This window comes from Bifidobacterium catenulatum subsp. kashiwanohense JCM 15439 = DSM 21854, from assembly GCF_001042615.1.
GTDB classification, from domain to species: Bacteria; Actinomycetota; Actinomycetes; order Actinomycetales; family Bifidobacteriaceae; genus Bifidobacterium; species Bifidobacterium catenulatum.
In genome coordinates, this window is sequence record NZ_AP012327.1 from 629,353 (window position 1) to 654,823 (window position 25,471).

20 protein-coding genes and 4 tRNA genes are annotated in these 25,471 nt (G+C 55.3%); 19 read left to right on the forward strand and 5 right to left on the reverse strand.

Features of this window, described 5'->3' with window-relative positions; translation table 11 throughout:
• The first annotated feature begins 72 nt into the window (after positions 1-72).
• The 4 genes from dnaG (at position 73) to BBKW_RS02660 (ending at position 6,070) form a co-directional block, all read left to right on the forward strand.
• Entirely contained in the window at positions 73-2,157 is a 2,085-nt protein-coding gene (gene dnaG, locus BBKW_RS02645) for a DNA primase (RefSeq protein WP_033500957.1), read from the forward strand.
• A gap of 388 nt (positions 2,158-2,545) precedes the next feature.
• Positions 2,546-3,742, forward strand: coding sequence for an anion transporter (locus BBKW_RS02650; RefSeq protein WP_033500958.1), 1,197 nt, complete (start codon positions 2,546-2,548; stop codon positions 3,740-3,742).
• 147 nt (positions 3,743-3,889) lie between these two features.
• Positions 3,890-3,966, forward strand: a tRNA-Arg gene (locus BBKW_RS02655).
• 88 nt (positions 3,967-4,054) lie between these two features.
• Positions 4,055-6,070 carry an elongation factor G gene (locus BBKW_RS02660; protein ID WP_033500959.1) on the forward strand — a complete coding sequence of 672 codons (2,016 nt, stop codon included), beginning with the start codon at positions 4,055-4,057 and terminating at the stop codon, positions 6,068-6,070.
• 64 nt (positions 6,071-6,134) lie between these two features.
• Here the strand turns inward: BBKW_RS02660 and BBKW_RS02665 are convergent.
• The 4 genes from BBKW_RS02665 to BBKW_RS02680 all read right to left on the reverse strand — a co-directional run bounded on the left by BBKW_RS02665 (position 6,135) and on the right by BBKW_RS02680 (position 7,127).
• Positions 6,135-6,210: transfer RNA gene (locus BBKW_RS02665), tRNA-Gly, on the reverse strand.
• A 33-nt stretch (positions 6,211-6,243) separates the two neighbouring features.
• Positions 6,244-6,316 (reverse strand) — tRNA-Val (locus tag BBKW_RS02670).
• Between the two features lie 45 nt (positions 6,317-6,361).
• Positions 6,362-6,433: transfer RNA gene (locus tag BBKW_RS02675), tRNA-Val, on the reverse strand.
• Between the two features lie 85 nt (positions 6,434-6,518).
• Positions 6,519-7,127 carry a GNAT family N-acetyltransferase gene (locus tag BBKW_RS02680; RefSeq protein ID WP_231858507.1) on the reverse strand — a complete coding sequence of 203 codons (609 nt, stop codon included), beginning with the start codon at positions 7,125-7,127 and terminating at the stop codon, positions 6,519-6,521.
• 274 nt (positions 7,128-7,401) lie between these two features.
• Here BBKW_RS02680 and BBKW_RS02685 point away from each other — a divergent pair, with 274 nt between their 5' ends.
• The 15 genes from BBKW_RS02685 (at position 7,402) to BBKW_RS02755 (ending at position 23,382) form a co-directional block, all read left to right on the forward strand.
• Complete coding sequence (locus BBKW_RS02685; RefSeq protein ID WP_033501377.1) at positions 7,402-8,058, forward strand: amino acid ABC transporter permease; 657 nt, start codon at positions 7,402-7,404, stop codon at positions 8,056-8,058.
• Complete coding sequence (locus BBKW_RS02690) at positions 8,045-8,719, forward strand: amino acid ABC transporter permease (RefSeq protein WP_033501376.1); 675 nt, start codon at positions 8,045-8,047, stop codon at positions 8,717-8,719. The genes BBKW_RS02685 and BBKW_RS02690 overlap by 14 nt, the downstream gene beginning before the upstream one ends.
• Positions 8,712-9,548 carry an amino acid ABC transporter ATP-binding protein gene (locus BBKW_RS02695; RefSeq protein ID WP_033501375.1) on the forward strand — a complete coding sequence of 279 codons (837 nt, stop codon included), beginning with the start codon at positions 8,712-8,714 and terminating at the stop codon, positions 9,546-9,548. Before BBKW_RS02690 ends, BBKW_RS02695 begins: the two co-directional genes overlap by 8 nt.
• 72 nt (positions 9,549-9,620) lie before the next feature.
• A complete protein-coding gene (locus tag BBKW_RS02700) occupies positions 9,621-10,526 on the forward strand; it encodes a cysteine ABC transporter substrate-binding protein (protein ID WP_033501374.1) in 906 nt (301 codons plus the stop codon).
• Positions 10,527-10,770: 244 nt separating this feature from the next.
• Complete coding sequence (locus BBKW_RS02705; RefSeq protein WP_033501373.1) at positions 10,771-11,793, forward strand: ketopantoate reductase family protein; 1,023 nt, start codon at positions 10,771-10,773, stop codon at positions 11,791-11,793.
• Positions 11,794-11,832: 39 nt separating this feature from the next.
• Positions 11,833-12,708 (forward strand): MetQ/NlpA family ABC transporter substrate-binding protein, encoded by an 876-nt coding sequence (locus BBKW_RS02710; protein WP_033501372.1) that lies wholly within the window; start codon positions 11,833-11,835, stop codon positions 12,706-12,708.
• Between the two features lie 134 nt (positions 12,709-12,842).
• Complete coding sequence (locus tag BBKW_RS02715) at positions 12,843-13,904, forward strand: methionine ABC transporter ATP-binding protein (RefSeq protein WP_033501371.1); 1,062 nt, start codon at positions 12,843-12,845, stop codon at positions 13,902-13,904.
• Between the two features lie 5 nt (positions 13,905-13,909).
• Entirely contained in the window at positions 13,910-14,569 is a 660-nt protein-coding gene (locus BBKW_RS02720; protein WP_033501370.1) for a methionine ABC transporter permease, read from the forward strand.
• 62 nt (positions 14,570-14,631) lie between these two features.
• The gene (locus tag BBKW_RS02725) at positions 14,632-15,810 is read left to right on the forward strand and encodes a pyridoxal phosphate-dependent aminotransferase (protein ID WP_033501369.1); all 1,179 of its coding nucleotides are present in this window, start codon (positions 14,632-14,634) and stop codon (positions 15,808-15,810) included.
• A gap of 227 nt (positions 15,811-16,037) precedes the next feature.
• Positions 16,038-17,276 (forward strand): trans-sulfuration enzyme family protein, encoded by a 1,239-nt coding sequence (locus BBKW_RS02730; protein ID WP_033501368.1) that lies wholly within the window; start codon positions 16,038-16,040, stop codon positions 17,274-17,276.
• Between the two features lie 96 nt (positions 17,277-17,372).
• On the forward strand, positions 17,373-18,683 hold the full coding sequence (locus BBKW_RS02735) for an O-acetylhomoserine aminocarboxypropyltransferase/cysteine synthase family protein (protein WP_033501367.1): 1,311 nt from the start codon (positions 17,373-17,375) through the stop codon (positions 18,681-18,683).
• A gap of 210 nt (positions 18,684-18,893) precedes the next feature.
• Positions 18,894-19,793 (forward strand): SPFH domain-containing protein, encoded by a 900-nt coding sequence (locus BBKW_RS02740; protein WP_033501366.1) that lies wholly within the window; start codon positions 18,894-18,896, stop codon positions 19,791-19,793.
• A gap of 218 nt (positions 19,794-20,011) precedes the next feature.
• Positions 20,012-20,746 (forward strand): ABC transporter ATP-binding protein, encoded by a 735-nt coding sequence (locus BBKW_RS02745; RefSeq protein ID WP_193564511.1) that lies wholly within the window; start codon positions 20,012-20,014, stop codon positions 20,744-20,746.
• Positions 20,747-20,770: 24 nt separating this feature from the next.
• A complete protein-coding gene (locus tag BBKW_RS02750; RefSeq protein WP_033501365.1) occupies positions 20,771-21,907 on the forward strand; it encodes a COG1361 S-layer family protein in 1,137 nt (378 codons plus the stop codon).
• Between the two features lie 2 nt (positions 21,908-21,909).
• Positions 21,910-23,382 carry an ABC transporter permease gene (locus tag BBKW_RS02755; RefSeq protein ID WP_033501364.1) on the forward strand — a complete coding sequence of 491 codons (1,473 nt, stop codon included), beginning with the start codon at positions 21,910-21,912 and terminating at the stop codon, positions 23,380-23,382.
• 87 nt (positions 23,383-23,469) lie between these two features.
• Here the strand turns inward: BBKW_RS02755 and BBKW_RS02760 are convergent, their stop codons facing one another.
• Positions 23,470-25,386, reverse strand: a complete 1,917-nt coding sequence (locus BBKW_RS02760; protein ID WP_033501363.1) for a 1-deoxy-D-xylulose-5-phosphate synthase — start codon at positions 25,384-25,386, stop codon at positions 23,470-23,472.
• Between the last annotated feature and the right edge of the window lie 85 nt (positions 25,387-25,471).

Below are 25,471 nucleotides of genomic sequence, written 5' to 3' on the forward strand. Positions count from 1 at the left end.
AAGTCAATATGGTGGGCGCGGCACGTTCGATGGTTGGTCAACGTGCCGCGCTTGCTGTTAAGGTGGTGAGCTATGCCAGGAATGATTCTGAAGGAAGATATCGAAAAAGTTCGCGCCACCGCCGATCTGTATGACATTGTGTCCGCGACGGTTTCGCTCAAGCCTTCCGGAACTGGCGCTTATGTAGGGCTGTGCCCTTTCCACGATGAAAAAACGCCAAGTTTTTCCGTGCGCCCGGCGTTGGGTGTATGGCATTGTTTCGGTTGTGGTCTCGGCGGTGACGTGTTCGGCTATGTTGAACATCAGGAGAACATCGACTTCCGTGACGCCGTCGAGCTTTTGGCCGACAAATACCATATCGAATTGCATTATGACCAGTCGAACGCCAAGAAGGAGCATACTGGTTCAAAACGTGCCCGCCTGCTGGAAGCCAATGAGGCCGCACAGGAGTTTTTCGTATCGCAGCTGATGACCAAAGATGCGCTCGCCGCACGTAAATTGCTTGACGGTCGTAACTTCAGCCAAGCCGATTGCCAGCGTTTCGGTTGTGGGTACGCTCCGCAGGGTTGGGACAATCTGGTTCGGTACTTGGCTGGCAAAGGCTTCACACAGCAGGAGATGCTGGACGCGGGATTGGCTCGCCAAGGCCAGCATGGGGTGTACGACTATTTTCGTGGCCGCGTAACATGGCCGATTCGCGATTCGACCGGTCGTACGCTTGGTTTTGGCGCACGCAAATTGTATGAGGACGATTCAATCAGCGCGAAATACATCAATACACCGGATACGACGTTGTACCGCAAAAACCAGGTGCTGTATGGCATTGACATGGCGAAGGCTGCGATCGTCAAGAAACGTCAGGTGGTGATCGTCGAAGGCTATACCGACGTGATGGCCATGCATCTGGCCGGAGTCGACACCGCAATTGCCACATGCGGTACCGCGTTCGGTGCGGAACATGCCAAAATCGTACGTCGTCTTATCGCCGACGACTCGTTGGGTGCGGTGCAGCTGGTTGGTCCGTTGAAGGTTGATGGGCAGCAGTTGAGTTCCCGTATCGTGTTCACTTTCGATGGCGATGCCGCCGGTCAGAAGGCCGCGATTCACGCGTTCGGATTGGATGCCGCGTTTTCGACGCAGGCGTTCGTCGCCGTGGCTGATGACAATCTCGATCCATGTGATCTGCGCATCAAACGTGGCAATGAGGCGGTTCGCGCGCTTATTGCGAATGCCGAGCCATTGTATGATTTCGTGATCAAAACAGCTATCGGGCGTTTCGACACCACTTATACCACGGGGCAAATGGGGGCAGTCAAGGCCGTGGCGCCACTGATTGCGCAGATTCGCGACCGTTCACTGCTTGACTTGTATTCACGCAAAGCGGTACGCCAAATCGGCGTCGATCTCGATATCATGCAGCGCGAAGTGCGTGACGCCCGTCGCAAACTCAATGTGCGGGACGAGGATGCGTATGCGCCGAAACGTCGCTTTGCCGCCAATGCCGCAGCGGCGGCGGAACCTCGCATGGAGCAGGGCGTGAATCCATATGCGAATCCTTCCGCGCGCAAGGCGTTGGAACATCGTGACGCCGCGGAACAATCCTATTACCGTATCGACGATGCCGTGTTCATTTGCGAACAGCAGTTCATGGCGACCCTGATTCAGGTGCCGCTTGCCGTGGATCCGACATTGTTCGCCAGCCTCACGCTGTCGAGCTTCATGACCCCCGTATTCCGTACGCTGTTCCAAGCCATCGCCGCGGCAGGCGGTCTGCCGTCCACGGATACCCCGCAAGGACTGTGGATGCATAATCTCACCAAAGCAGGCGGACCGATGCTGGAATCCGTAATCAACGAGCTTGCCGTCATGCAACTGCCGTTGCCGCCGAGCGACGCCGATACGGAACGCACGTCGCAACAATCGCAAGAAATAAACGTGCAATTGCGCAAGCCGACCGATGATGAGCGCAGGTATGCGTCCGAACTCATCATTCGGCTGCTTGACACGGGCATCATGCGCAGGATCGGTGCGGACAAGCGTCGCATGGCGCAATTGCCGGATGGTGCCGAGAAAATCGAGCTGCTCGGTCAGATCACTAAACTTGAGACCTTGCGTAAGGATCTGCAGGCGAGGGTGTTTGGCAATAACGTCGCCTGAATATCTGTCGTGTACTTGAGTTTCTGCCGCGTGCCAGAACGTCCGATAACCACCCCCCGAATGTCTTTGCCTTGCACTTGGATCTGCCGCATATCCGAGCTTGTATGAACAGCCGGCGAACATGCGGTGAACGAGGCGAGAATACTTAACGAATTCTTAGTTGACATACAGTATCTTCCGGCGTGTTTTGCAATTGCAAAACAGTTTTGCCGGTTTGCAAAGGTAAAGAACAGTAGGGCGTAGTGGCTGAAGAACGTTGGAATGGTCGGAAAAATCGTATGCCAAGGGTATGTGCTATGCGATTTTTCGGGTAAAGTGAATACGGCGTTTCTTGAGAAAATCGCCCGGGTCTGCAAACGGTTTGCAAACTGGATTCACGGAGGAATGAATGCGACGATTGGTCGTTAAAATCCTGAAAAACGAGACCATTCTCGTAGTTGCTTCCATACTTGCTCTTATTTCATGCTTTATCGTGCCTCCCGACAAGGAGTACGGCGGATACATTCATGCGAGCACCATTTCGCAGCTGATCTGCCTGATGCTGGTGGTGTGCGGTTTCCAGCGCATCGGCGTGTTCCGTATTATCGGCTCACGATTGCTGCATCATGTGAACACTGCGCGCGGATTGGTGATTACGCTGATTTCGCTCACGTATTTTTCCGGCATGCTGATCACCAATGATGTGGCGTTGGTTACGTTCATTCCGTTCGCGATCGCGGTGCTTACCATGGCTCATATGGAGGAGCATGCGGTGCTGGTCGGCACCTTGATGACCGTCGGTGCGAACGTGGGCAGTATGTTGACGCCAATCGGCAACGCGCACAACCTGTATCTGAAAGCGTTGACCGGCATGCCGTCCGCTGAAATGATCGGCATTATGGCGCCGTATTCCGTTACCGCGGCGATATTGCTGGTGATTATCGCCTGCGTGGTATTCGGCAAGAAACCGGTTTCCGAATTTTCCTCTATCGACGGCAGCGGCATCGAACAGAATGTACTCGCTCCGAATTCCGACCAGCTGCGGCCGGATGAGATTCGTGTGACCGGCTATGGCGCCGGTTATGGAGGTTGGCGCACGATCGTATATTGCGCATTGTTCATCGTGTGTTTGCTGGCTGTGAGCGATTTCATTCCGCTATGGGCCATGTGCGTGATCGTGGTGGTGGCATTCCTGTTCTGCGATCGCCGCGTGTTCCGCAATATCGACTGGGGATTGCCGCTGACTTTCTGCATGTTCTTCATTTTCATCGGCAATATGAAACGCGTGCCGGAATTCTACGAGCTGGCCGCCTCCTTGGTGGGGGCGCATCCGCTGGAAGTGTCTGTGGTGTCGAGCCAGTTCATCTCCAACGTGCCGACCACGTTGCTGCTGTCGGGCTTCTGCGATCAATGGCGTGCGCTGATCATCGGCACCAACCTTGGTGGCATGGGTACGCTGATCGCATCCATGGCGTCGCTGATCGGCTACAAGAACGTGACACGCAAGTATCCTGACAAGAAGGGACGCTATCTGGCTGTGTACTCGGCGGTGAACGTGCTGTTCCTCATTGTGTTGGTCGGTTTGAGCTGGATCATCGAACCGTGATCTTTCACTCCTCGGTTTTGCGGGCTGTCCGCTCGTTTCAAGGTCGGGAAATTGTAGGTTTTCATGGTTTTATCATCGATACGATGGTCGTGTTCCGCGCGTTCAAGTTGGCAAGAACGCGTGAACTGACTATACTGAATCGAGTTTGGCCCTGTAGCTCAGCTGGATAGAGCATGTGACTTCTAATCTCAAGGTCGGGAGTTCGAGTCTCCCCGGGGTCACCACCAAGCCCTTACGTCAATAGACGTAAGGGCTTTCGCATATTGATAGGCGGCTGCTGCTTCGGCGGTAGCTCGGCAATGGGAGGAGCCCATGAAACGAATCGTCACCGGCATTCTGGCGCATGTTGACGCCGGCAAAACCACGCTGTCGGAAGCGTTGCTGTATGCCACGGGCAACGTACGCAAACTCGGCCGTGTCGACCATGGCGACGCGTTTCTCGACACCAACACGATGGAACGGCAGCGAGGCATCACCATCTTCACCGAACCGGCGATCATCACCACGCCGAACCTCACTCTCACCTTGCTTGACACTCCGGGACACGTCGATTTTTCGGCGGAAATGGAACGAACCCTCGCCGTGCTCGACTATGCGATCCTGGTCATTTCTGGTGCTGATGGCATCCAAGGGCATACCGAAACATTATGGCGATTGCTGAAACGTTACAATGTGCCCACTTTCATCTTCATCAATAAAATGGACGCTCCCGCAGCTGACAAAACGAAACTGCTCAATCAGCTGAAGAAGCGTTTCTCGGATGGCTGCATCGATTTCACCGGAGCGCATGATGACGATGCGGCGCTTGCCGATGTTATGGAAGATATCGCCATGCAAAGCGAAACCGCCATGGAATCGTATTTGGAAAGCGGAACGATCCCGGATGAAACCATTCGTGAGATGATCGCTGATCGTGCTTTGTTCCCGTGTTTCTTCGGATCCGCGCTGAAAATGGACGGTATTGACGAGTTCGTCGCAGGATTCGAGCGGTATGTGCGCGAGCCGGAGTACGACAGCGAATTCGGCGCGCATATATACAAGGTATCGCACGATGCGCAAGGCAATCGCCTGACATGGCTCAAGGTAACGGGTGGTGAATTCAAGGCGAAGACGATGCTTTCCGGCACTGCGCGGGTTGGCACCGACCTTGGCGAGTCGAAAATCGACGACGATGGTATGTGGCATGAGAAGGCCGATCAGGTGCGCGTGTATTCCGGTGCGAAATTCACTACGGTCGATTCGGTTGTTGCTGGCACCGTGTGTGCTGTTACGGGCTTGACGCGAACGTTTCCCGGTGCTGGGCTTGGAAAAGAGTCTGATGGCGTGAATCCGGTGCTTCAGCCGGTGCTTACGTACACGTTGCTGCCGGGGGAGTGCGATATTCACGCTTGCTTGGTTGCGTTGCGCGAGCTTGAGGATGAGGATCCGTTGCTGCATGTGGTGTGGCAGTCGCATCTTGAGGAAGTTCATCTGCAATTGATGGGTGCGGTGCAGTTGGAGGTCATCCAGCAGATGATACACGACCGGTTCGGCTTGGACGTGTTATTCGGCCCGGGTGGCATTTTATATAAGGAGACGATCGCACATCCGGTTGAGGGTGTGGGCCATTTTGAACCGTTGCGCCATTATGCGGAAACGCATGTGCTGCTCGAGCCATTGCCTGCCGGCAGCGGCATGAGGTTTGCGAGCGTGTGCAGCGAGGATGTGCTCGACCGTAACTGGCAGAGGCTGATTCTGCAGCATTGCCAGGAACGTGAGCATTTGGGTGTGCTTATCGGCTCTCCGATTACCGATATGAAGATCACATTGCTGGTTGGCCGTGCGCATTTGAAACATACGGAAGGGGGTGATTTCCGCCAGGCCACGTATCGTGCGATTAGGCAAGGCTTGATGGAAGCGAAGGAACGCGGCGACTGCCGTGTGCTGGAGCCGTGGTATGGCTTCCGTTTGGAGGTTCCGCAAGATATGGTCGGACATGCGATGGCCGACATACAGCGTATGAGCGGCTCGTTTGACACGCCTTCCGGCGATGGTGAATATATGGTGCTTGAAGGTGAGGTGCCGGTTGCCCAAATGCGAGATTATGCGATGGATGTGAACGCGTACACGCACGGGCGTGGGCATTTGAGTTGCGTGTTCGCAGGGTACAGGCCATGCCACAACGCCGACGAGGTGATTGAGCAGTCCGCATACGATCCGGAATCTGACTTGGAGAACACGCCGGATTCGGTGTTCTGCGCGCATGGAGCCGGCTACCCAGTCAAATGGTACAAGGTTCCCGAATTCATGCATCTCGACTACGCCTGGCATGGCATGGGGGAGCAGTGACTGTTCGGGAAAGATCGGATAACGGATAAACGAAGAGCCCCACCAATCCGGTGGGGCTCTCTGATGGAGCGGACAACGGGACTCGAACCCGCGGTCTCAACCTTGGCAAGGTTGCGCTTTACCAACTAAGCTATGTCCGCAAAGAACTTCCGCCGTGAGAAGCGGAAATTCAGTGGGTGATATAGGAATCGAACCTATGACCCCTTCCGTGTGAAGGAAGTGCGCTAGCCGCTGCGCCAATCACCCGTGGGATAATTTCGCCGGTTTCCCAGCTTCGTTACCCGCTTCGCGTGGGCGATACAAGATTCGAACTTGTGACCCCTTCCGTGTCAGGGAAGTGCGCTACCTCTGCGCCAACCGCCCGAAGCGAGTGCTAACTTACGTGGATTCTAGGCAGAATGCAAATCATCGGCGTGTCGCGGTGGTGTTGCGAGGAGGCAACACGCTGTCAGTTAGCGATCAAAACCACTGGAATTTCCATGGTTTTCGCATCTGGATCGGATTCGACGAACGATTCTTCAGAAGGGGATTGCGTCAACGTCAAGCGCATCTGATGCCATGCCGCATTGCCGTGCGTCGAAGCAGACATGCCTTCGTCCACGAATCCCAGACGGGCGTAAAATCCGACAAGGCGTTCCTTGCATGTCAGCACAATGCCTTTGCGCCCGGCAATCGTCGAATCAAGAATCACACGACGCAGCAGATAGCTGGCGCAACCGCGATGCTGGTAGACGGGAGCCACGTCCACGCCGAAAATCATCTGCCAAGCGCCATGCTCGTCGTGCAGAGAAACATCCTCATACATGACGTCGGCCAAGTCCTTTTCGTTGGTCGTCATACCGTTGATGAAACCAACCAATGTGCCGTCTTCCACAGAAGCTGGGAAGCAGGCATCGTCATCGGCGTCAGTGTTGATCAAAAGCCAGAAATGATCCGGATACGTGGCAACGCGTGCGGTCAGGCTCTCGTTCGTTGCGGCCTCCGCAGGTGGGAAGCAGGCGGCCTCCACAGCCTCAATCGCGTCCAAATCCTCCATCGTTGCATGTCGAATGAGCATGTGCATACTCTCTCGCAGGGTATACCCAATCTTCACATTTCGATATGGGCGAACAGTGGAAACGCCAGCGTGCAATACTGTGAAAGGATCGCCGGAAGCGTTTTTGGGAGCTGATAAACGCTTATATGAAAAACCGATAACGACGCGGCCTGTTCCGCGATTGTTGCGCGGTACGATGGGGCGCGTCCACGGCAAAAGCTTGGAAATAGCCGGAAAGGTTCCGACGGATCCGTAGAGAATTCGACAACCTGAAGAGAAAGATGGGAGGGGGCGCGTGTTCGACTGGACATTCGTGACGCACTACGCGCCATTCTTCGTCAACGGTTCGGTGATGACGCTGTTCATTTCCGTGTTCGGCATCGTGCTTTCGATTGCGGTCGGACTGATCTGCGCAGGCATTGAAATCGCACGCATTCCCGTGCTCAAGCACATCGTGCGCGTCTACATCGAACTCAGCCGTAACACGCCATTGCTGGTGCAACTGTACTTCCTGTATTTCGGTCTGCCGAAGCTTGGCATCGTATGGTCCGCGGAACAGTGCGCGATCGTGGGACTTGGCTTCCTTGGCGGCTCCTACATGGCCGAAGCGATGCGTGGCGGCCTCGAAACCATTCCGAATGTGCAGCGCGAATCCGCGTACGTGCTGGGCCTCAGCCAATGGCAGACCTTGATCCGCGTGGTCATTCCGCAGGCCATCAGCACGTCCATTCCGGGCGTTGTGGCCAACGTGATCTTCCTGATCAAGGAATCATCCGTCGTATCGGCCATCGCGCTTGCCGACGTGATGTACATGGCCAAGGATCTGATCGGCATGTACTACAGCACGTACGAGTCGCTGCTGATGCTGGTCGTCGCATACTTGGTGATTCTGCTGCCGATCTCATTGTTCGGCACTTGGCTGGAACGGAGGTTCGACTATGAGCGGCGCTGAAATTCTGCTCGAGCCGGGCGTGTTTCCGCGCCTGCTGCAGGGCCTGTGGGTTACGGTGTGGATTGCCGGTGTTTCGGTGGGTCTTTCCGTTCCGGTGGGATTGGTTGTCGGCTGGTTGATGACGATGAAGAACCCCGTCATTCGCGTGTTGACCAGGATTTATTTGGATTTCATTCGCATCATGCCGCAATTGGCGTTGCTGTTCATCGCGTTTTACGGTTTCGCCCGTGCGTGGAATTGGAATTTGGATGCGACCGGTGCATGCGTGTTCGTGTTCGTGCTGTGGGGTGGCGCGGAATTGGGCGATTTGGTGCGTGGCGCGCTTGAGTCGATTCCGAAAGCCCAGTATGAGTCCGCGTATGTGCTTGGGTTGAGTGGCTGGCAGACGTTCGTCAAAGTGATTCTGCCGCAAGCGTTGCGTAGACTTTTGCCGGCTTCGGTGAATCTGGCAACACGAATCGTGAAAACGACATCGCTGGCCGTGCTTCTCGGCGTGGTCGAGGTCATCAAAGTGGGCCAGCAGATCATCGACGCGAACCGTTTCCAATACCCGACCGGAACCCTGTGGATCTACGGGGTGATTTTCTTCATGTACTTCATCGTGTGCTGGCCGCTGTCCATCGTGGCCCGCCGACTGGAAAAGAGGTGGTCGCATGACTGACGCAGCAGGCAAGCAGGACCAGTCAGGCCAGGCAAGTCTTGAGATTGCTCATCTGGTCAAGCAGTACGCCAATGCCGATAAGCCGGTGCTGAACGATATTTCGTTCGACGTGCCGCATGGCAAGGTGTTTGTGATCGTTGGGCCTTCCGGTTCCGGCAAATCGACGTTGTTGCGTACCATCGCAGGCCTTGAGCCGATTCAGGGCGGCACCATTTCACTCAATGGTGAAGTGATCGAAACGGGCAAGCCGGGCACTGAGTCCGCTGGGCGCAGCAAGCGCAGCAGCGAACTGCGTACCCGTGTTGGCATGGTGTTCCAAAGCTACGACCTGTTTCCTAATAAAAACGTGCTTGGCAACATCACACTGGCGCCGACCTTGGTGCAGAAGCGAGATAAGGCCGAAGTCGAGCAGGAGGCGATTAAGCTTCTGGAACGCGTCGGCCTTGCCGATCGCAAGGATTCCTGGCCGCACGAGCTTTCCGGCGGCCAACGTCAACGCGTAGCCATCTGCCGTGCGCTGATCCTGCATCCGGAAGTGCTGCTGTTCGACGAAGTCACCGCCGCGCTCGACCCGGAAATGGTGCGTGAAGTGCTCGACGTGATGCTCGAACTCGCTGATTCCGGCCAGACCATGCTTATCGTGACGCACGAAATGCAATTCGCGCGAGCCATCGCCGATCAGGTGATCCTGCTTGAAGACGGCGGCATTGTGGAACAATCCGACAATGCCGAACGATTCTTCACCAATCCGACCACCGAACGAGCCAAGCAGTTCCTGCGCACGTTTGAATTCGACCGGCACCGCAAGTCCGCCAATCAATCCGAATAATCCAGGCAAATGGCGAGAATCGGCGAAATCCAAGATTTTGATAGCAGTCATCTTTACAAGAGAGGAGAAACCATGACCGCATCAATCATCAACAAAACATTCAAGAGCATCGTGGCTGCATCGGCCGCGTTGATCATGGCAGCCTCGGTGGCTGCTTGCGGTCCGTCCACAGCCGCTCCGAGCGATGAAAATTCCACTGGCAGCGATTCCAGCTCCAGCAGCAACGTCACCGCCCGCACTCTGGACGAGATCAAGAAATCCGGCGAACTTAAGGTTGCCGTCTTCTCAGACAAGGCCCCGTTCGGCTACATTGACAAGGAAGGCAAAAACGCCGGCTACGACGTGTACTTCGCTGAGCGCCTCGGCAAGGATCTGGGAGTGAAGGTCAAGTACACTTCCGTCGACCCGGCCGCCCGCGTGGACGTGCTCACCTCCAACAAGGTGGACATCACACTGGCCAACTTCACCGTCACCGACGAGCGTAAGGAGAAGGTCGATTTCGCCAAGCCGTACATGAAGGTGGCACTCGGCGTGGTCTCCCCGGAAAATGCCGAAATCACTGACGTGAGCCAGCTCAAGGGCAAGACGCTGATCATCGCCAAGGGCACCACCGCCGAAAGCTACTTCGAGAAGAACGAGCCCGACGTCAAGCTGCAGAAGTACGACCAGTATGCCGACGCCTACAATGCGCTGCTCGACGGCCGTGGCGACGCTTTCTCCACCGACAACACCGAGGTACTGGCTTGGGCCAAGTCCAACAAGGGTTTCAAGGTGGGCATTACCAAACTCGGCGATGAGGACACCATCGCTCCGGCTGTACAGAAGGGCAACAAGGAGCTGCTCAACTGGCTGAACGACGAAATCGTGAAGTTGGGTAAGGAGAACTTCTTCCACAAGGATTACGAGGAGACCCTGAAGCCGGTGTACGGTTCCGATGTCGATCCGGATGACATTGTGGTCGAGGGCGGCAAGCTCTGACACTCGCCTGACCTGACGGCAACCTGCCGTCCGTCAATTCTGTTTCCAAGCCTTCCGTGGCATATGCCGCGGGAGGCTTTTCCATATCCTGATAACCGTTCATAAAAAAGAATTATTGCGATTTGCGCCTTCCATAAAAATCGCATATAGCCACGCCGACATGGAAAAGGATTTCTACCGATATCTTGTGATTATCGCTTGAAAGAAGCCATATGAAAACACACATGAGAGAGAGGTGCGGCGTATGAAGTACGCAGTGATCGGTGCAGGTGGAATGGGCATCCAGTACGGTGTGCTGCTGCAGGAATTCGCGCACAAGGATGTCGATTTCATCGATACGTGGAAGCCGAATGTCGAGAAGATTCGCGAGCAAGGTGGCGCCTACGTGTCTCAAGATGGTGAAGACCGCCATCTTGTGCCGATCAACGTGTATTACCCGGAGGAATACGCCGGCCAGCCAGACGTGTGGATCGTGTTCCTCAAGCAGATGCAGCTTGACGGCGTGCTCAAGCGCTGCGCCCACCTGTTCAACGAGAAGCAGATTGTGTTCTCCGCCATGAACGGCTATGGACACTTCGAAAAGATCAACGAATACTTCTCCAAAGACCGCATCTACGGCGGCACCGCACTGATCGGTGCCTACGTGTACGGCCCCGGCGATTTCAACTTCACCGGCGGGGCACATGCCAAGGCCATGAACCTGTGTGCCTACGCGGATGATGTGACTGACGAGGTGCGCAAACACGAGCAGGCGCTGTACGAGGATTTCGCAACGGCCACACTCAACCCGACCATCGTGGACAACTTCATCGGCATGTGCATGGCGAAAATCGTATTCAACTCGGTGCTGAACACGCTGTGTACCATGTACCAGATCCGCTTCGGCGAATTCCATGCGCATCCCGACGCGCGTTGGCTCACCGAGCAGCTGGTCGACGAAGCTTACAGCGCGGCCGAAGCAGCCGGATACCAACTGTTGGGCACGCGCGAAACGGAAGTCGAAACCATTCTGCACACCGCGGGCGTGGCGCATCCGCTGCACTATCCGTCCATGTATCAAGACCTGACTAAGGGACGTCCGACGGAAGTCGACTACATCAACGGCTATATCGCCAAAGTCGGACGCGAGCATGGCTACGAATGCAAGCTGCACGAATTCCTAACCCGCGAAGTGCATCTCGCCGAACAAGCCTTCGCCATCCACAATCCAGGCGTCGTCGCACAGGCCAAAGCCGACGTCGAAGCCAGTAAGCCGGTAACGGAATAACCGTAATTTTTCAAAACAAGTGAGAGAAGGAAAACAACCATGACCATCGCTATTTTTAAGAAGCCAAACGGCATCAAACGAATCGCCGCAGCAGTACTCGCCGCTGCAACACTTATTTCCGTTGCGGCATGCGGTTCCGGCAACAGCGCATCCGCGTCCAACAGTCTGAACACCACGAAGGGCAAAACCACCACAATCACCGTCGGCGTGTGCGCAGGACCATATGGCGACATGGTCGACAAGGTTATCGCGCCACTGCTGAAAGATGACGGTTTCAAACTGAAAACCAAGCTGTTTAACGATTATGTGCAGCCCAATAAGGCACTTGCATCCGGTTCCATTCAGGCGAATCTTTTCCAGCATGGCAATTATCTGAAGAAGTTCACCGCCGACAACAATCTTGACCTGACCTCTCTTGGACAGACGCCGACTTTGGGATTGGGCATCTATTCCAACAAGTACAAGTCCATCGATGACATCGAAGACGGAGCTACGGTCGCAATCGCCAACGATGGCTCTAATCTGGCGCGTTCTCTCGGCGTGCTCCAGCAGCAGGGTCTGGTGACGCTCAAGGGCGAGGTCGATGCCACCAAGGCCACGGTCAACGACATCGCATCCAATCCGAAGAACCTCAAAATCAAAACGATCGATGCGGCACAGCTGGCCCGTTCCTTGGACACCGTTGATGTGGCTCTGGTGCCGGGCAACTACTCTTGGGCTGCTGATCTGAAGCCTGCAGACGCGCTCGCCATGGAAAAGCAGGATGATGGTGTGATCGAAGTGTTCGTGGTCCGCACCCAGGACGTCGATTCCGACTTCGGCAAGGCCGTTAAGAAACTGCTTGCCAGCCAGAAATTCAAGGACGCCATCGCCAAGAGCGAATTCAAGGATTTCGGCAAGCCGACCACGTGGTGACGCTATAGCGTGCGGTAATACAAAGGCCCGTATGAATTGAAGACTCATACGGGCCTTATGCGCAAACGAGATTCATCGAACAAAACGTATTGAACGAACTTGAACAAGTACTCGAATGAAGCGAGGAACGAACTATGAGCGTTATTGAACTCAACGACGTGTCTGTGACATTTCACGAAGGTGGACGAACCGTCGAAGCGGTCAAGCATGTGAACATCAGCGTGGAAAAAGGCGAGATTTTCGGCATCGTGGGTTTTTCCGGAGCTGGCAAATCCACTTTGGTGCGCACCATCAATCTGCTGGAACGACCAACAGGCGGCCATGTGGTGATCGACGGCAACGATATCACCGCACTCAAAGGCAGTCAATTGAGTGACCTGCGCAAGAAAATCGGCTTTATTTTCCAAGGATTCAACCTGATCGCCAACGTTACGGTAGGCAAGAACATTGAATTCGCGCTGAAAGCCGGCGGATATCCGAAAGCGCAGTGGCCGGAACGTGTCCGCGAACTGCTGGCACTGGTCGGTTTGGAAAACAAGATCGACAGCTACCCATCAAGCCTGTCGGGCGGGCAAAAGCAGCGCGTGTCCATTGCGCGTGCGCTCGCCAACAAGCCGGAAATCCTGCTGTGCGACGAAGCCACCAGCGCACTCGACCTGGAAACCACAGAAGGCATTCTGGCGCTCTTGCAGCGCATCAACCGCGAACTGGGCATTACCATCGTGTTCATCACGCATCAGCTTGACGTGGCGAAGCAGATTTTCGGCCGAGTGGCCGTTATGGAAAACGGTGTGGTAGTGGAGCAGGGCAACACGTTCGACGTGTTCAGTGCTCCGAAACATCCGACCACCAAAGCGTTGGTGGAACGCTACCTTGGCATTGCCGTGCCACCGCAATTGGTGCCATCGCTGCCGGCTGGCACCATCGTGGAACTGCGATACAAGGGCGATGCGGCACTCGAGCCGCTCATCAGCCAGGTTGCGCGGGATTACGGTGTGAGCATCGACGTGCTGCATGCGAATGTGGAATATTTCGGTTCGCAGGCCATCGGCATTCTGATTGTGCTTGTTTCCGGCGCGGGGGAGCCGCTGCTGCAGGCGTTGAACACGTTGAGAACGCATGTGTTCAGCTATCGGGAACTTGATCGTGGGCAGCTGGTTGTGGCTGCCGAGGCTGCGGATAATCAGGAGGCGTGAGAACAATGGAAGAAACTCTGGAAATCCTTCAAGACAATCTTGGGCAAGCACTGATCGACACGGCATACATGGTTGTGGTGTCGGCGATTATCGGCGTGGTGCTGGGCACGCTGGTGGCATTGCTGCTGTATTTGACTGAAAACCGCTTGTTTACGCCGAATCATGCGCTGAACGTTATTGTAGGGTTCATCGTAAACGCGATTCGCTCGCTGCCGTTCCTGATTCTCATGGTGGTGCTTATTCCGGTTGTGCAATTGATTTTGGGTGACCCTTACACGCCGACCGGTGGCGCAATCTCCCTGTCGATCGCCGCAGTGCCGTTCTTCGCGCGAATCGCGGAAAGCGCGTTCTCCGAAGTTGATCCGGGCCTGCTTGAGGCTGCCATCTCCACTGGCGCTACCACACGCCAAATCATTGTGGATGCGGTGTTTCCGCAAGCTTTGCCGTCGTTTATTCGCGGCGTGGTGCTCACCATCATTTCGCTGATCGGCTATTCCGCAATGGTCGGCACCATCGGAGCCGGCGGCATCGGCGATATGGCCATTCAATACGGCTATAACCGTTACGAAACCGGCGTGCTTGTTGTGATTGTTATTATTCTGATCGTCATTGTGCAGATCATTCAGTGGGTTGGCGATTGGTTCGCGCGCAAGGTAACGCACTGATGGTTGCGTATATGCGTGAATGTGCGCATATACAGTCGCGAGATGATAGGGAGGGTTGATTAATGACTTCGTATGTTTCTCCTGTTGCGTTCACTACGGTGGCGCAGTCGATTCCGCCGAATGTGTTCGCCGATATGGATCGCAAAGTGGCTGCCGCGGTTGCCGGTGGGGCTGATGTGATTGATTTGGCCAAAGGCAATCCAGACGCGTTTCCTGCTGATTTCATTCGAGAAGTAGCCAAAAAAGCGGTTGACGATCCGGCAAATGCCCGGTATTCGCCATTCGATGGCAAGCCAAGTTTTCTGCAGGCTGCCGAACAGTGGTATCGCAATACGTACGGTGTTGAGGTTGATTGGAAAACCCAGCTTTTTGCCGTGGAGGGCGCGGTCGATGGTTTGGCCGCGTTGTTCGCCGTGCTGGTTTCCCCAGGCGACGCTGTGGCATATGCGGATCCATATTACCCTTCGTACCATTGCATGACGGTGATGAGCCGTGCCGAGGAGATACTGCTGCCATCGTTGCCGGAGCGTGGGTTCCTGCCGGATTTGGACGCGGTTCCTGCACGGGTGTGGGATCGTGTGAAAGTGCTGGTGCTCAACTATCCGAACAATCCGACGGGTGTGCAGGCTCCGCGCGAGTTTTTGCAGCGTGCCGTTGATTTGGCTCATGAGCATCATGTCGCGATTGTGCAGGATTTCGCATATGCGGGATTGGGTGTCGATGCGCAGCAGATCAGCATACTGTCACTGCCGGGTGCGTTCGATGTTGCGGTGGAAGTGTGTTCGCTGTCGAAAATGTATGCAATGGCTGGCTGGCGTGCCGGTTTCATCGCGGGCAACGACGACATCGTGTCTCATGTGAAGCAGTACCACTATCAAATGGGTTCCATGGTTACGTCCAGCATTCAAGACGCGGGCACCGCGGCGCTGCTGTCGGATCAGAGCTGTGTGGCCGAACTTGCGGAACGGTATGCGTCTCGTCGTGAAATCGTTGCCGGTGGATTGCGTGAAGCCGGACTTGACGTCTTCGATTCAGACGGTGGCATCTACGCTTGGGTACACGCTCCTGAAGGTCAGAAGGGTGAACAGTTTGCCGACATGCTGTTGGAACGTGCGGCCGTCGCCGCGCTACCGGGCACGTGTTTTGGCAAAGTCGGCAAGGATTACGTACGATTCAGCCTGCTCAAATCTGAGGACCAGTTGCGTGAGGCTGTGCGCCGGGTAGCTGCTGTACTAGCGTAGTTTTTCCTGCGTAGCCTTTTATGTATGAACTGGCGATTGCGGTGCGATGCCTTGCATTTCCGCCGTTTGATAGCCGCTTACAAGAAAACGTTATGGCGATTCGCGCGTTCTATAACAAACGTTGATAAGGCGCGGCGCGCGTTGAAACGCAGGATGCGGTTTAGTGGGTAACAGTGACCGCGTGAATGGCATGCGGCAATGAGCCACAACCCGAGGGGGTGCGCACCATGACTAGATTCAACACTCAGCTTGTTCACGGACTGCCGGTCAACGACAACAACACCGGAGCTGTGAACCCGCCGATCTACAACTCGTCCACTTATGCTTTCGAATCGGTTGAGACCATGCCCCGTTGGGATTACGCGCGCAGTGGCAATCCGACCCGCGAGTTTTTGGAACAGCAGATCGCACAGCTTGAGCATGGCACACGCGGATTCGCCTTCGGGTCCGGCTTGGCCGCCATTCACGCGGTGCTGTCCATCTTCCAGCCGGGCGATCGCATTGTGGTCGGCAAGAATATCTACGGCGGCACCTATTCGCTGCTGAACGAATATTTCGCACATTGGGGCGTGCTTGTGGAAGCGGTGGGCACGGCTGATTACGAAGCGCTCGACGAAGCGGTTTCCGGCCGTTCCTCCGAGGGGGCTTCTCATGCACGCCCCGCTAAGGCTGTGTATTACGAGGTGCTCACCAATCCGCTGTTGCAAGTCAACAATGTGACCCGTATTTCCGAAGTGGCTCACCGCTATGGCGCGCTGTCAATCGTCGATAACACGTTCGTGACGCCGTATCTGCAGCAGCCGCTCGATTTGGGTGCTGACATTGTGATTCATTCCGCCACCAAGTATTTGGCCGGACATTCCGAAGTGAACGCCGGACTGGTGGTGGTCAAGAATGACGAACTCGGTCAGAAGATTTATTTCGCTCAGAATCGTCTCGGAGGCGTGCTCGCGCCGGTCGAATGCGATGCGGTGCGTCGTGGCATCCAAACGTTGGCGTTGCGTATGGAACGTCAGCAGGAGAATGCCCGCGCGGTGGCGAACTACCTGTTGCTGCATCCTCTGGTGAAAGCCGTGCACTATCCGGGGCTGCCCGGCCACGAGTATGAGCTTGAATCCAATGGTCTGAAGGGTGCCGGTGGCGTGCTGAGTTTCGAAGTCGTGCCGGGCATGAACCCCGCCGATGTGCTCAACAACCTGAACATCTTCCATCTGGCCGTCTCGCTTGGAGCGGTGGAGAGCCTCGCCGAACTGCCGTGCCGCATGACCCATTTCGAACTGCCTCGCGAGGAGCGCCTGAAAGTCGGCATCACCGATGAACTGGTGCGTTTGGCTGTGGGCATTGAAGACAAGCAGGATTTGATCGAGGATCTTGGTCAGGCTTTCGATATCGCCTACGAGCGGTATCTGCAGCGCCACGAGGGCGAAGATCTGTTCGCAGCCGTGGCCCAGCATGTGTATGCATAGGCCGTTATTTCCACCATTCATGCATTGAAGAGCGGCGAAACACGCATTCCTCAACGCCGAGTTGATTGAAAAGCAACAAGGAGAGTATGTACCACCATGACCACTGCAACGGAGACTGGCTGTTTCGAAACCAGAGCGATTCATGTCGGCTATGACCGGCAAACCAATGCGGATGCGGTAAGTGTGCCCATCTACGCTTCGGCTGCATTTGATTTGGAAAACGCCCGCCGCGGCGACGCCTTGGCCGGCGGATCGTTGCCTGGTTTTGAATACTCGCGTGTGGCCAATCCTACGGTGGATGCATTGGAACGGCGGCTCGCATCCTTGGAAGGCGGTGTCGGCGCCGTCGCATTGTCTTCCGGTATGGCGGCGGTGAGCTATGCTCTCATGTGTGTGGCCGAGGGCGGCGGCCGGATCGTTGCCCCCGTCAACCTGTATGGGGCTTCCGTTGACGCATTAGGCGATTTTCTGCCGAAATTCGGTATTTACGGTGATTTTGTAAGCGATATCAACGATCTCGCGTCGGTGGAAGCTGTGATTGGTCCAGACACCAAAGCGATTTTCACGGAGTCTGTTGCCAATCCAAGCACCGCCGTTGCCGATATCGAAGGGCTTGCCGATCTTGCGCATAAGCATGGCATTCCGCTGATTGTCGATAATACGGTTCCCACACCGTATTTGCTGCGTCCGATTGAATTTGGAGCCGATATCGTGGTACACTCCACCACCAAGGGTATTACCGGCCATGGCAATGCCCTTGGCGGAGTGGTCGTGGATGCGGGCCGTTTCGACTGGAACAATGGCAGATTCCCGCAGTTCACGCGTGAGGAATTGGTGATCAGCGACCAGCGTGCCGGCGAATGGCACAGTTTCCACAGCAGGTTCGGCAATCAGGCGTTCATTAAACGTATTCGCATCAAATATCTGCGCACGTTTGGTGCCGTGCAAAGCCCATTCAACGCATACATGCAGTTGATTGGTTTAGAGACGTTGACCGTCCGTGAAAAGCAGGAAGTTGCTTCTGCAACTGCGATTGCCAAGCATCTGACGACATTGTCTCATGTCACGTCCGTGAATTATGCGGCGCTCGAAGATTCCCCGACCTATGATCTGGCGCTCAAATATCTGCCGAACGGTATCGGCACGATTCTGTCATTCACTGTCGAAGGCGACGGAAGCAACGTCGAACGTATTCTCGACGCGACGAAGGTCTTCTCATATGTGCCGAACATCGGTGATTCGCGCTCACTGATTGTCAATCCGACGAAGGTGACGCACCGTGAGGTGCCTGCCGGTTATTACGACGCGGCAGGCGTGAGCGACAATCTCATCCGTCTATCGATTGGTTTGGAAAACGTCGACGATCTGATCGCCGACCTTGACCAGGCGATTGCCGGGGCGTACTGACGTTTCGTTGCACGCTGTCTCACGAGCCGGACATGTTGGGACGTCATTTACTCGGCTCGTGAGACGGTGCATGCCCAGCTCGCGGACATTGTCTGCACGCGATTGCATTCTTTGGTAAATTTTTGCTTGGGTTCGGCAATAGTTGCAGAGCCTACGGAAAGCCGTCAATCAACAGGCTTTCGAGAGAAAACCAAAGAAGGGAGTAATGCCATGCCGTTCCTTATTACGCTCCTTGTCATTGCACTTATCATCGCTTTTCTGTTCCTGTCCGCGTTGTTCATCGTGCCGCAGCAGCAGGCCTACATCATCGAACGTTTCGGCAAGTTCAACAAGGTGCAGTTCGCCGGCATTCATATTCGAATCCCGTTCGTGGATCGCATCGCCATGAAAACCAACATGCGTGTCAACCAGCTCAACGTGCAGTTGGAAACCAAAACGCTCGACAACGTGTTCGTCACCGTGGTGGCCTCTACCCAGTTTCGTGTCGATCCCAGCAATGTGGCGACCGCATACTACGAGCTGCGCGATCCGGCCGGCCAGCTGCGCTCCTATATGGAGGATGCGCTTCGTTCCGCCATTCCTGCATTGTCTTTGGACGATGCATTCTCCCGCAAGGACGATGTCGCTTTTGACGTGCAGAAGACTGTCGGCAATGAAATGTCCCGCTTCGGCTTCACCGTGGTCAAAACGCTGATCACGGCCATCGACCCGAGTCCACAGGTCAAGAACGCCATGGATTCCATCAACGCGGCACAGCGCGAAAAGGAAGCCACGCGTCAGCGTGCCGAGGCCCAGCGTATTCAGATCGAGACCCAGGCGGCCGCCGAGGCTGAGAAGACACGCCTTCAGGGTGAGGGCCAGGCTAATTATCGTCGTGAGATCGCCAACGGTATTGTCGACCAGATTAAGAGTCTGCAGGCTGTCGGCATGAATGTGAACGACGTGAACAATGTGGTGCTGTTCAACCAGTATCTCGACACCATGCGTAATCTTGCCTCGTCGCAGAACGCGAAGACGGTAGTGTTGCCTGCTTCGACGCCTGGTGGCTTCAATGAGATGCGCGACCAGATCATCCAAGCCATGATGTCCGCGGACGAAGCTGCGAAATAGTCGCACAATAACCGCAACGTCATATTGAATGGCATTGACACCAAGTGGGGACATCCCGTAAAGGGCGTCCCCACTTGCGTTTGATGCTGATGCGGTATTATGCGTGAGCTTGGCTATCTCGGGGTGTTCCCCTAAGGGATGCGAAGAACGAGGAAATAGTATAAACTCGGTCACGGATCAAGCGCGTTAGACGCCATACGGGGAAGGCAAAGAGGACTATGGCGAATATTGAAGGGCAAAAGTCGGTGATGGAGACGCGCAGACCCATCATCGAAGTGAAGAACCTCCGTAAGGAGTATCCAGTGCTCGACGAGACCGTCGTGGCGTTGGAACGTATCAATCTCACCATTCCGCAAGGTCAGATCTGCTGCATTTATGGCGAATCCGGTTCCGGCAAATCCACTCTGCTCAACCAGCTTGCCGGTATGGAAAAACCAACCAAGGGCGGTGTGCGCATCAGGGGAGTGCCCATCTCCCGTCTTGACGAACGGCAGTTGGCGGAATTCAGGCAGAAGCATCTCGGTTTCGTATTCCAGTCATACAATCTGCTGCCCAATCTGACCGCCGTCGAAAACGTGGCAATGCCGTTGATGTTCCAAGGCATGCCGAAAAACAAGCGCGAGGCAATCGCCAAGAAAATGCTGAAACGAGTAGGGCTCGGCAAACGCCTGAACCACTATCCGACGCAAATGTCAGGCGGTCAGCAGCAGCGCGTCGGCATTGCGCGAGCGTTCGCATCGCGGCCGCAAGTCGTATTCGCCGATGAGCCGACCGGCAATCTCGATTCCAAAACCAAAAACGACGTGATGGACATGATCTGCGCGTTCGCACGAGACCTGAACCAAACCATCGTGCTCGTCACGCACGATGACAATATGGCGCAATATGCCGATCGTATCGTAACGCTGCTCGACGGGCGCATTATCGACGACCGTCTGGTGAATAACGCGTGACAGCAAGAAGAGAAGGGAAAAACCATGAATAAAGGCAGCCATTCCGTGAAATTCATCAACATGGTCATCGCACTGGTGGCATCCGCCGTCATCGCGTTGACCTGCATCGTGCCGACGGCGCTCGCCGAAGATGGCGATGGCACGGACGCCGGCAACGGTGGTTCCACCGTGCAGCTGGCGGGTCCGGTGCCGAATATCATCATCACCAACTTCACGTATGGCGACGGTTCCGTAGCGGTCGGCACGAATTTCGATCTTGGCTTCACCTTCCAGAACATGGGCAAGGTCGCAGTCAGCAATATGGTTGTGACCGTTGACGGCGGCGAGAATTTCGCCATTTCCGGCGGCACGAACACGTTCTATTACGATTCGCTATGGGCGGGTTACTCGCTGACGCAGACCGTGCCCATGCAGGTGCTGCCGAGCGCGAAGAACGGTGCGCAGGGCATCGATATCAACTTCAAATACGAGTATGTCGATGGCGACACCCGCAACTCCAACACTTCGGATATTAAGATTTCCGTACCGGTTTCACAGCCTGACCGCTTCGAACTGGGTAATCCCGTGCTTCCCAACACCATCAATGCGGGTGAGGAATCCACTATTTCCATGGAATATGTGAACAAGGGCAAGGGGGATGTGTCCAACGTCGAAGCGTCCATCGAGGGCGACGGCATCACCGCCACACAAGCCACACAGTATATCGGCAATGTGGCATCCGGTGCCTCCGGCTCCATTGGATTCGCTTTCACCGCTGATGCGGCCGGCGAATATGATGCCAAGCTGAAGGTGACGTACGAGGATGCCAATGGCCAGCAGCAGACCAAGGAATCGCCGGTAAAAATCACGGTGTCTGAGGCACCGGCCCCCGTCGATCCAGGCACGGATGTTGGCCCGCAGGAAAACCAGGGCGTTCCGGCTTGGGTGTGGATTGTCATTGCCGCGGCTGTCGTTGCTGTGATCGCCATTGTGGTCGTAGTGGCTGTGCGTCGCCGCAAGAAGGCGAAGAAGGCGGCCGAGGATGATGATTGGGATTGGGATTCCACCGATTCGCATGCCGGCACTGATGCTGATGGCACTGCCGATACGGCTGGCACCACGGTAGGCGCTATTGATGCGCCGACCCAGGTGATTGATTCCGTGCCCTCCGTCAAGGAGTGAGCATGCGTTTTTCGGATATCGCACGTTCGTGCATGCAGAATCTGCTGCGTCGCAAATCACGTACGGTTCTTACGGTGCTGGGTGTGATCGTCGGTTGCTGCTCGATCGTGCTCATGATTTCCATTGGCCAGGGCATCAACGAACAGAACGAGCAGATGCTCAAAAACATGGGCAACCTGAACGACATCACCGTATACGCGGACGGCGGAGGTTCACATTCCACGGCACCGTCATCCAGCGTGAGCGGTGCTGGCAGCGAACAGGCGAAACTCGACGATGATGCCGTGCAGAATTTCCGCAGCATTGCCGGTGTGTCTGGGGTGCTTCCACAGAAAACGATGTCATACAGTATGGATGCCACGCAAGGAGCCGGTTCTCGGTACGTGTCGCAATATGTCAACGTGGTGGGAGTCGACGCCACTCAATTGGAAGAATCCGGCTATAAATTGGCCAGTGGACGTCTTCCGATGCGTGCCGGCGAAGTGTTGGCGGGCAAATCCTTCGTGTATTCGTTCTACGACAAGTATGCGTCAGATCCGAGCAATCATCGTACAGAAGCGGGCGGTTATTACTGTGATGAGCACGGTTGCGCCCAATCCGAAGGCGAAGACCCATTCTTCGATATGCTGAACTCCAAAATCACACTGATCACCGGAGCCAACTATCAAAGTCCCGACGACTACCGCAAGGTGGGCGGCGGATCCGTGGCGCCATCCGATTCAGGCAGTGGTGAGAATCCCACCATTACCATGCCATACACTGTGGTGGGTGTCATTGATTCCTCCGCCAACAACTATGATGCGTTCACTTCCGGCATTGTGATGAGCATCGACGATATGAAAACGTTGAACGCCAAAATATCGGGGGGCGCCAAGGCCAACACGTCAAGCAAGGTCGTTTACGATCAGGTACTGGTGCACACCCAAGACATCAAAGACGTTGCCGACGTTGAAGCGCAAATCAAGGGCGCCGGTTATCAGACTTCCTCGTTTGAGCAAACGCGTAAGGAGATCGAAAAGCAGTCGCGGGGCATCCAGTTGGCGTTGGGTGGCATTGGTGCGGTGTCGTTCTTCGTTGCCGCGATTGGCATTGCCAACACCATGATCATGTCGGTGTCGGAACGTACTCGCGAAATAGGCATTATGAAAGCTCTCGGCTGCTATGTGCGTGATATTCGCATGATGTTCCTGTGTGAGGCTGGCGCGATTGGCCTAGTTGGCGGTGTGATTGCCTGCCTGATTTCCGAAATCGGTTCGATAGGCATCAATATGGCGTCTTTGGGTGGATTCAGTGTTGAGAATCTCGGCAAGGCGATTATGGGCGGCGACGATGTGAGTCGTATTTCGGTGATTCCATGGTGGCTTTTTGTAGTGGCCATGCTGTTTTCGATTGCCGTCGGCGTGATCGCAGGTTTCGGTCCTGCCAATAAGGCTGTGAAGATTCCGGCTTTGGATGCCATCAAGAATGATCAGTGATTGCTGATTGCGTGACTGATTACAGATTGGCGGGAATGGTCTTGCGGATATAGCGACCGTTCCCGCCAATTCGTTGATACACATTAATTATTCGTTGAGAATACCGTGAATTCGAGAGACAATGGTTGCCGCGGTCAATCCGTAACGTTCATTAAGCTCGTCAAGCGGCACTCGATCGGTGAACTCTTTGGATGCACCAAAATTCAGCACACGAACGTGAGAAGTTTTGGTATTATTGGAATTTGCGTAGAACGCGGTGACCTTCTCACCCCATCCGCCTTCCAACTGGCCATCCTCCAACGTAACGACCAAACGATGCCCATCGGCAAGCATCGTCAGCAATTCGGCATCCATCGTGGAATACTGCAATGCGTCAACAAGCGTCGTAGTGATCGCAGCATGCGTCTCATCATCTTCAGCAAGCGCCGACGTAACTTCCGCAGCCAACGGCATGGTATTGCCCAGTCCAAGAATCGCAACATCTTTGCCGGGCTGAACAATCCGATAGCGGGAGAATGGGCATTCCCCGGTAATATTGACGGCCGGATCATGCTCTTCGGCACGCTGCAACGGGTCGAAGAGCATATCGGCGGCACGTTCGAGTGAAAGAATCTGCTCGCCAGGCATACGAATCGCCACCACGCCATGGTCGGACGGGCCGGTTGCCCAAGCCAGCATGTCAAGCATCTGTTCGCCGCTTGCGGGAGCCAAACAGGTCACGTCAGGAACATTGGCGAACATCGTCATATCGAATGTGCCTGAATGCGTGTTGTCGGCGCCGGAAATTCCCGCACCGAAAATCAGCAGTGTGGCGGGAACATGATTCAACGCCAACTCTTGTTGCAGCTGGTCGAAGGTGCGTTGGAAGAACGTGGCGGAAGTCGCAAGCACGGGGCGGCCACCCGCTTTGGCGATGCCCGCGGCGAACGCAGCCGCATGCTCTTCCGTAATGCCGGAATCAACGTAATGCGCGCCCGCACGCTCGCGAAAATCTCGTGTGATGCCGTTCGATCCTGGGGTTGCGGGGGAGATGACCACCAACCCCGGCTCGTTGCTGAAACGGCGTTCCAACGATGCCATGGCCATTTCGCCATAGTATTTACGTGCGTCGAGCGGTTTACCGAGCGAGGCCTCCGGATCCTGCCAATGATTGGCCTCGCATTTGCCCGCATGAGGTTGAGGATTGGTCTGATTGCAGCCGTCCGAACCATTGTCGGACTCTTCGCCATCGTCGAAGCCCAAGCCTTTAGTAGTGTGAATATGCACTACGATCGGGTGGTCGATGCCTTTGACCTCGTTCAACACCTCCACCAGCGTGTCAACATCATTGCCCTGCTCCACGTAGCGGTAATCCAAGCCGAATGCCTTGAACAGGTTCAGTTCCGCCGTGCCATCTGACGCACGTAATTTGGCGAGCTGGCCGTACATGCCACCGAAATCCTCAGCGATCGACATTTCATTGTCGTTGACGATGATGATGAGATTGCCGCCCTGTTCGGCAGCGTTGTTCAGCCCCTCGAAAGCGATTGCTGAACTTAAGGAACCGTCTCCGATAATGGCGACGACATTGCCAATAGTGCTTTCTCCTGTTGCAGTGCGCTGCATATCGCGGGTTTTGGCGAGACCGCACGCGAGTGAAATCGAAGTGCCGGTATGACCAAGTACAAACGAATCATGCTCGCTTTCCAACGGATTGGTGAAACCGGTCACCTCGCCGAATCGGGATTCGTCGAGATACGCTTCGGCACGTCCGGTAAGCATCTTGTGCACGTAGCTTTGGTGCGACACGTCGAAAATAAAACGGTCGTGAGGCGAGTTGAACACGCGATGCAATGCCACGGTGAGTTCCACCACGCCAAGATTTGAGCCAATATGCCCACCATGCTTCCTGCCGTAATCAAGCAGCGTGGTGCGGATTTCAAAGCATAAATCGCGTAATTGTTGGGCTGAAAGGGCATGTACGTCCGCAGGAGTGTGAATCGAACTCAAAATGCCAGCGGTCATCGTGCGCAATCACCCTTCCCTACGATCAGTGCAACCAAATGCGAAATCTTATCCCACTGTATGCCCCGACGAGGGTGTTTACGGG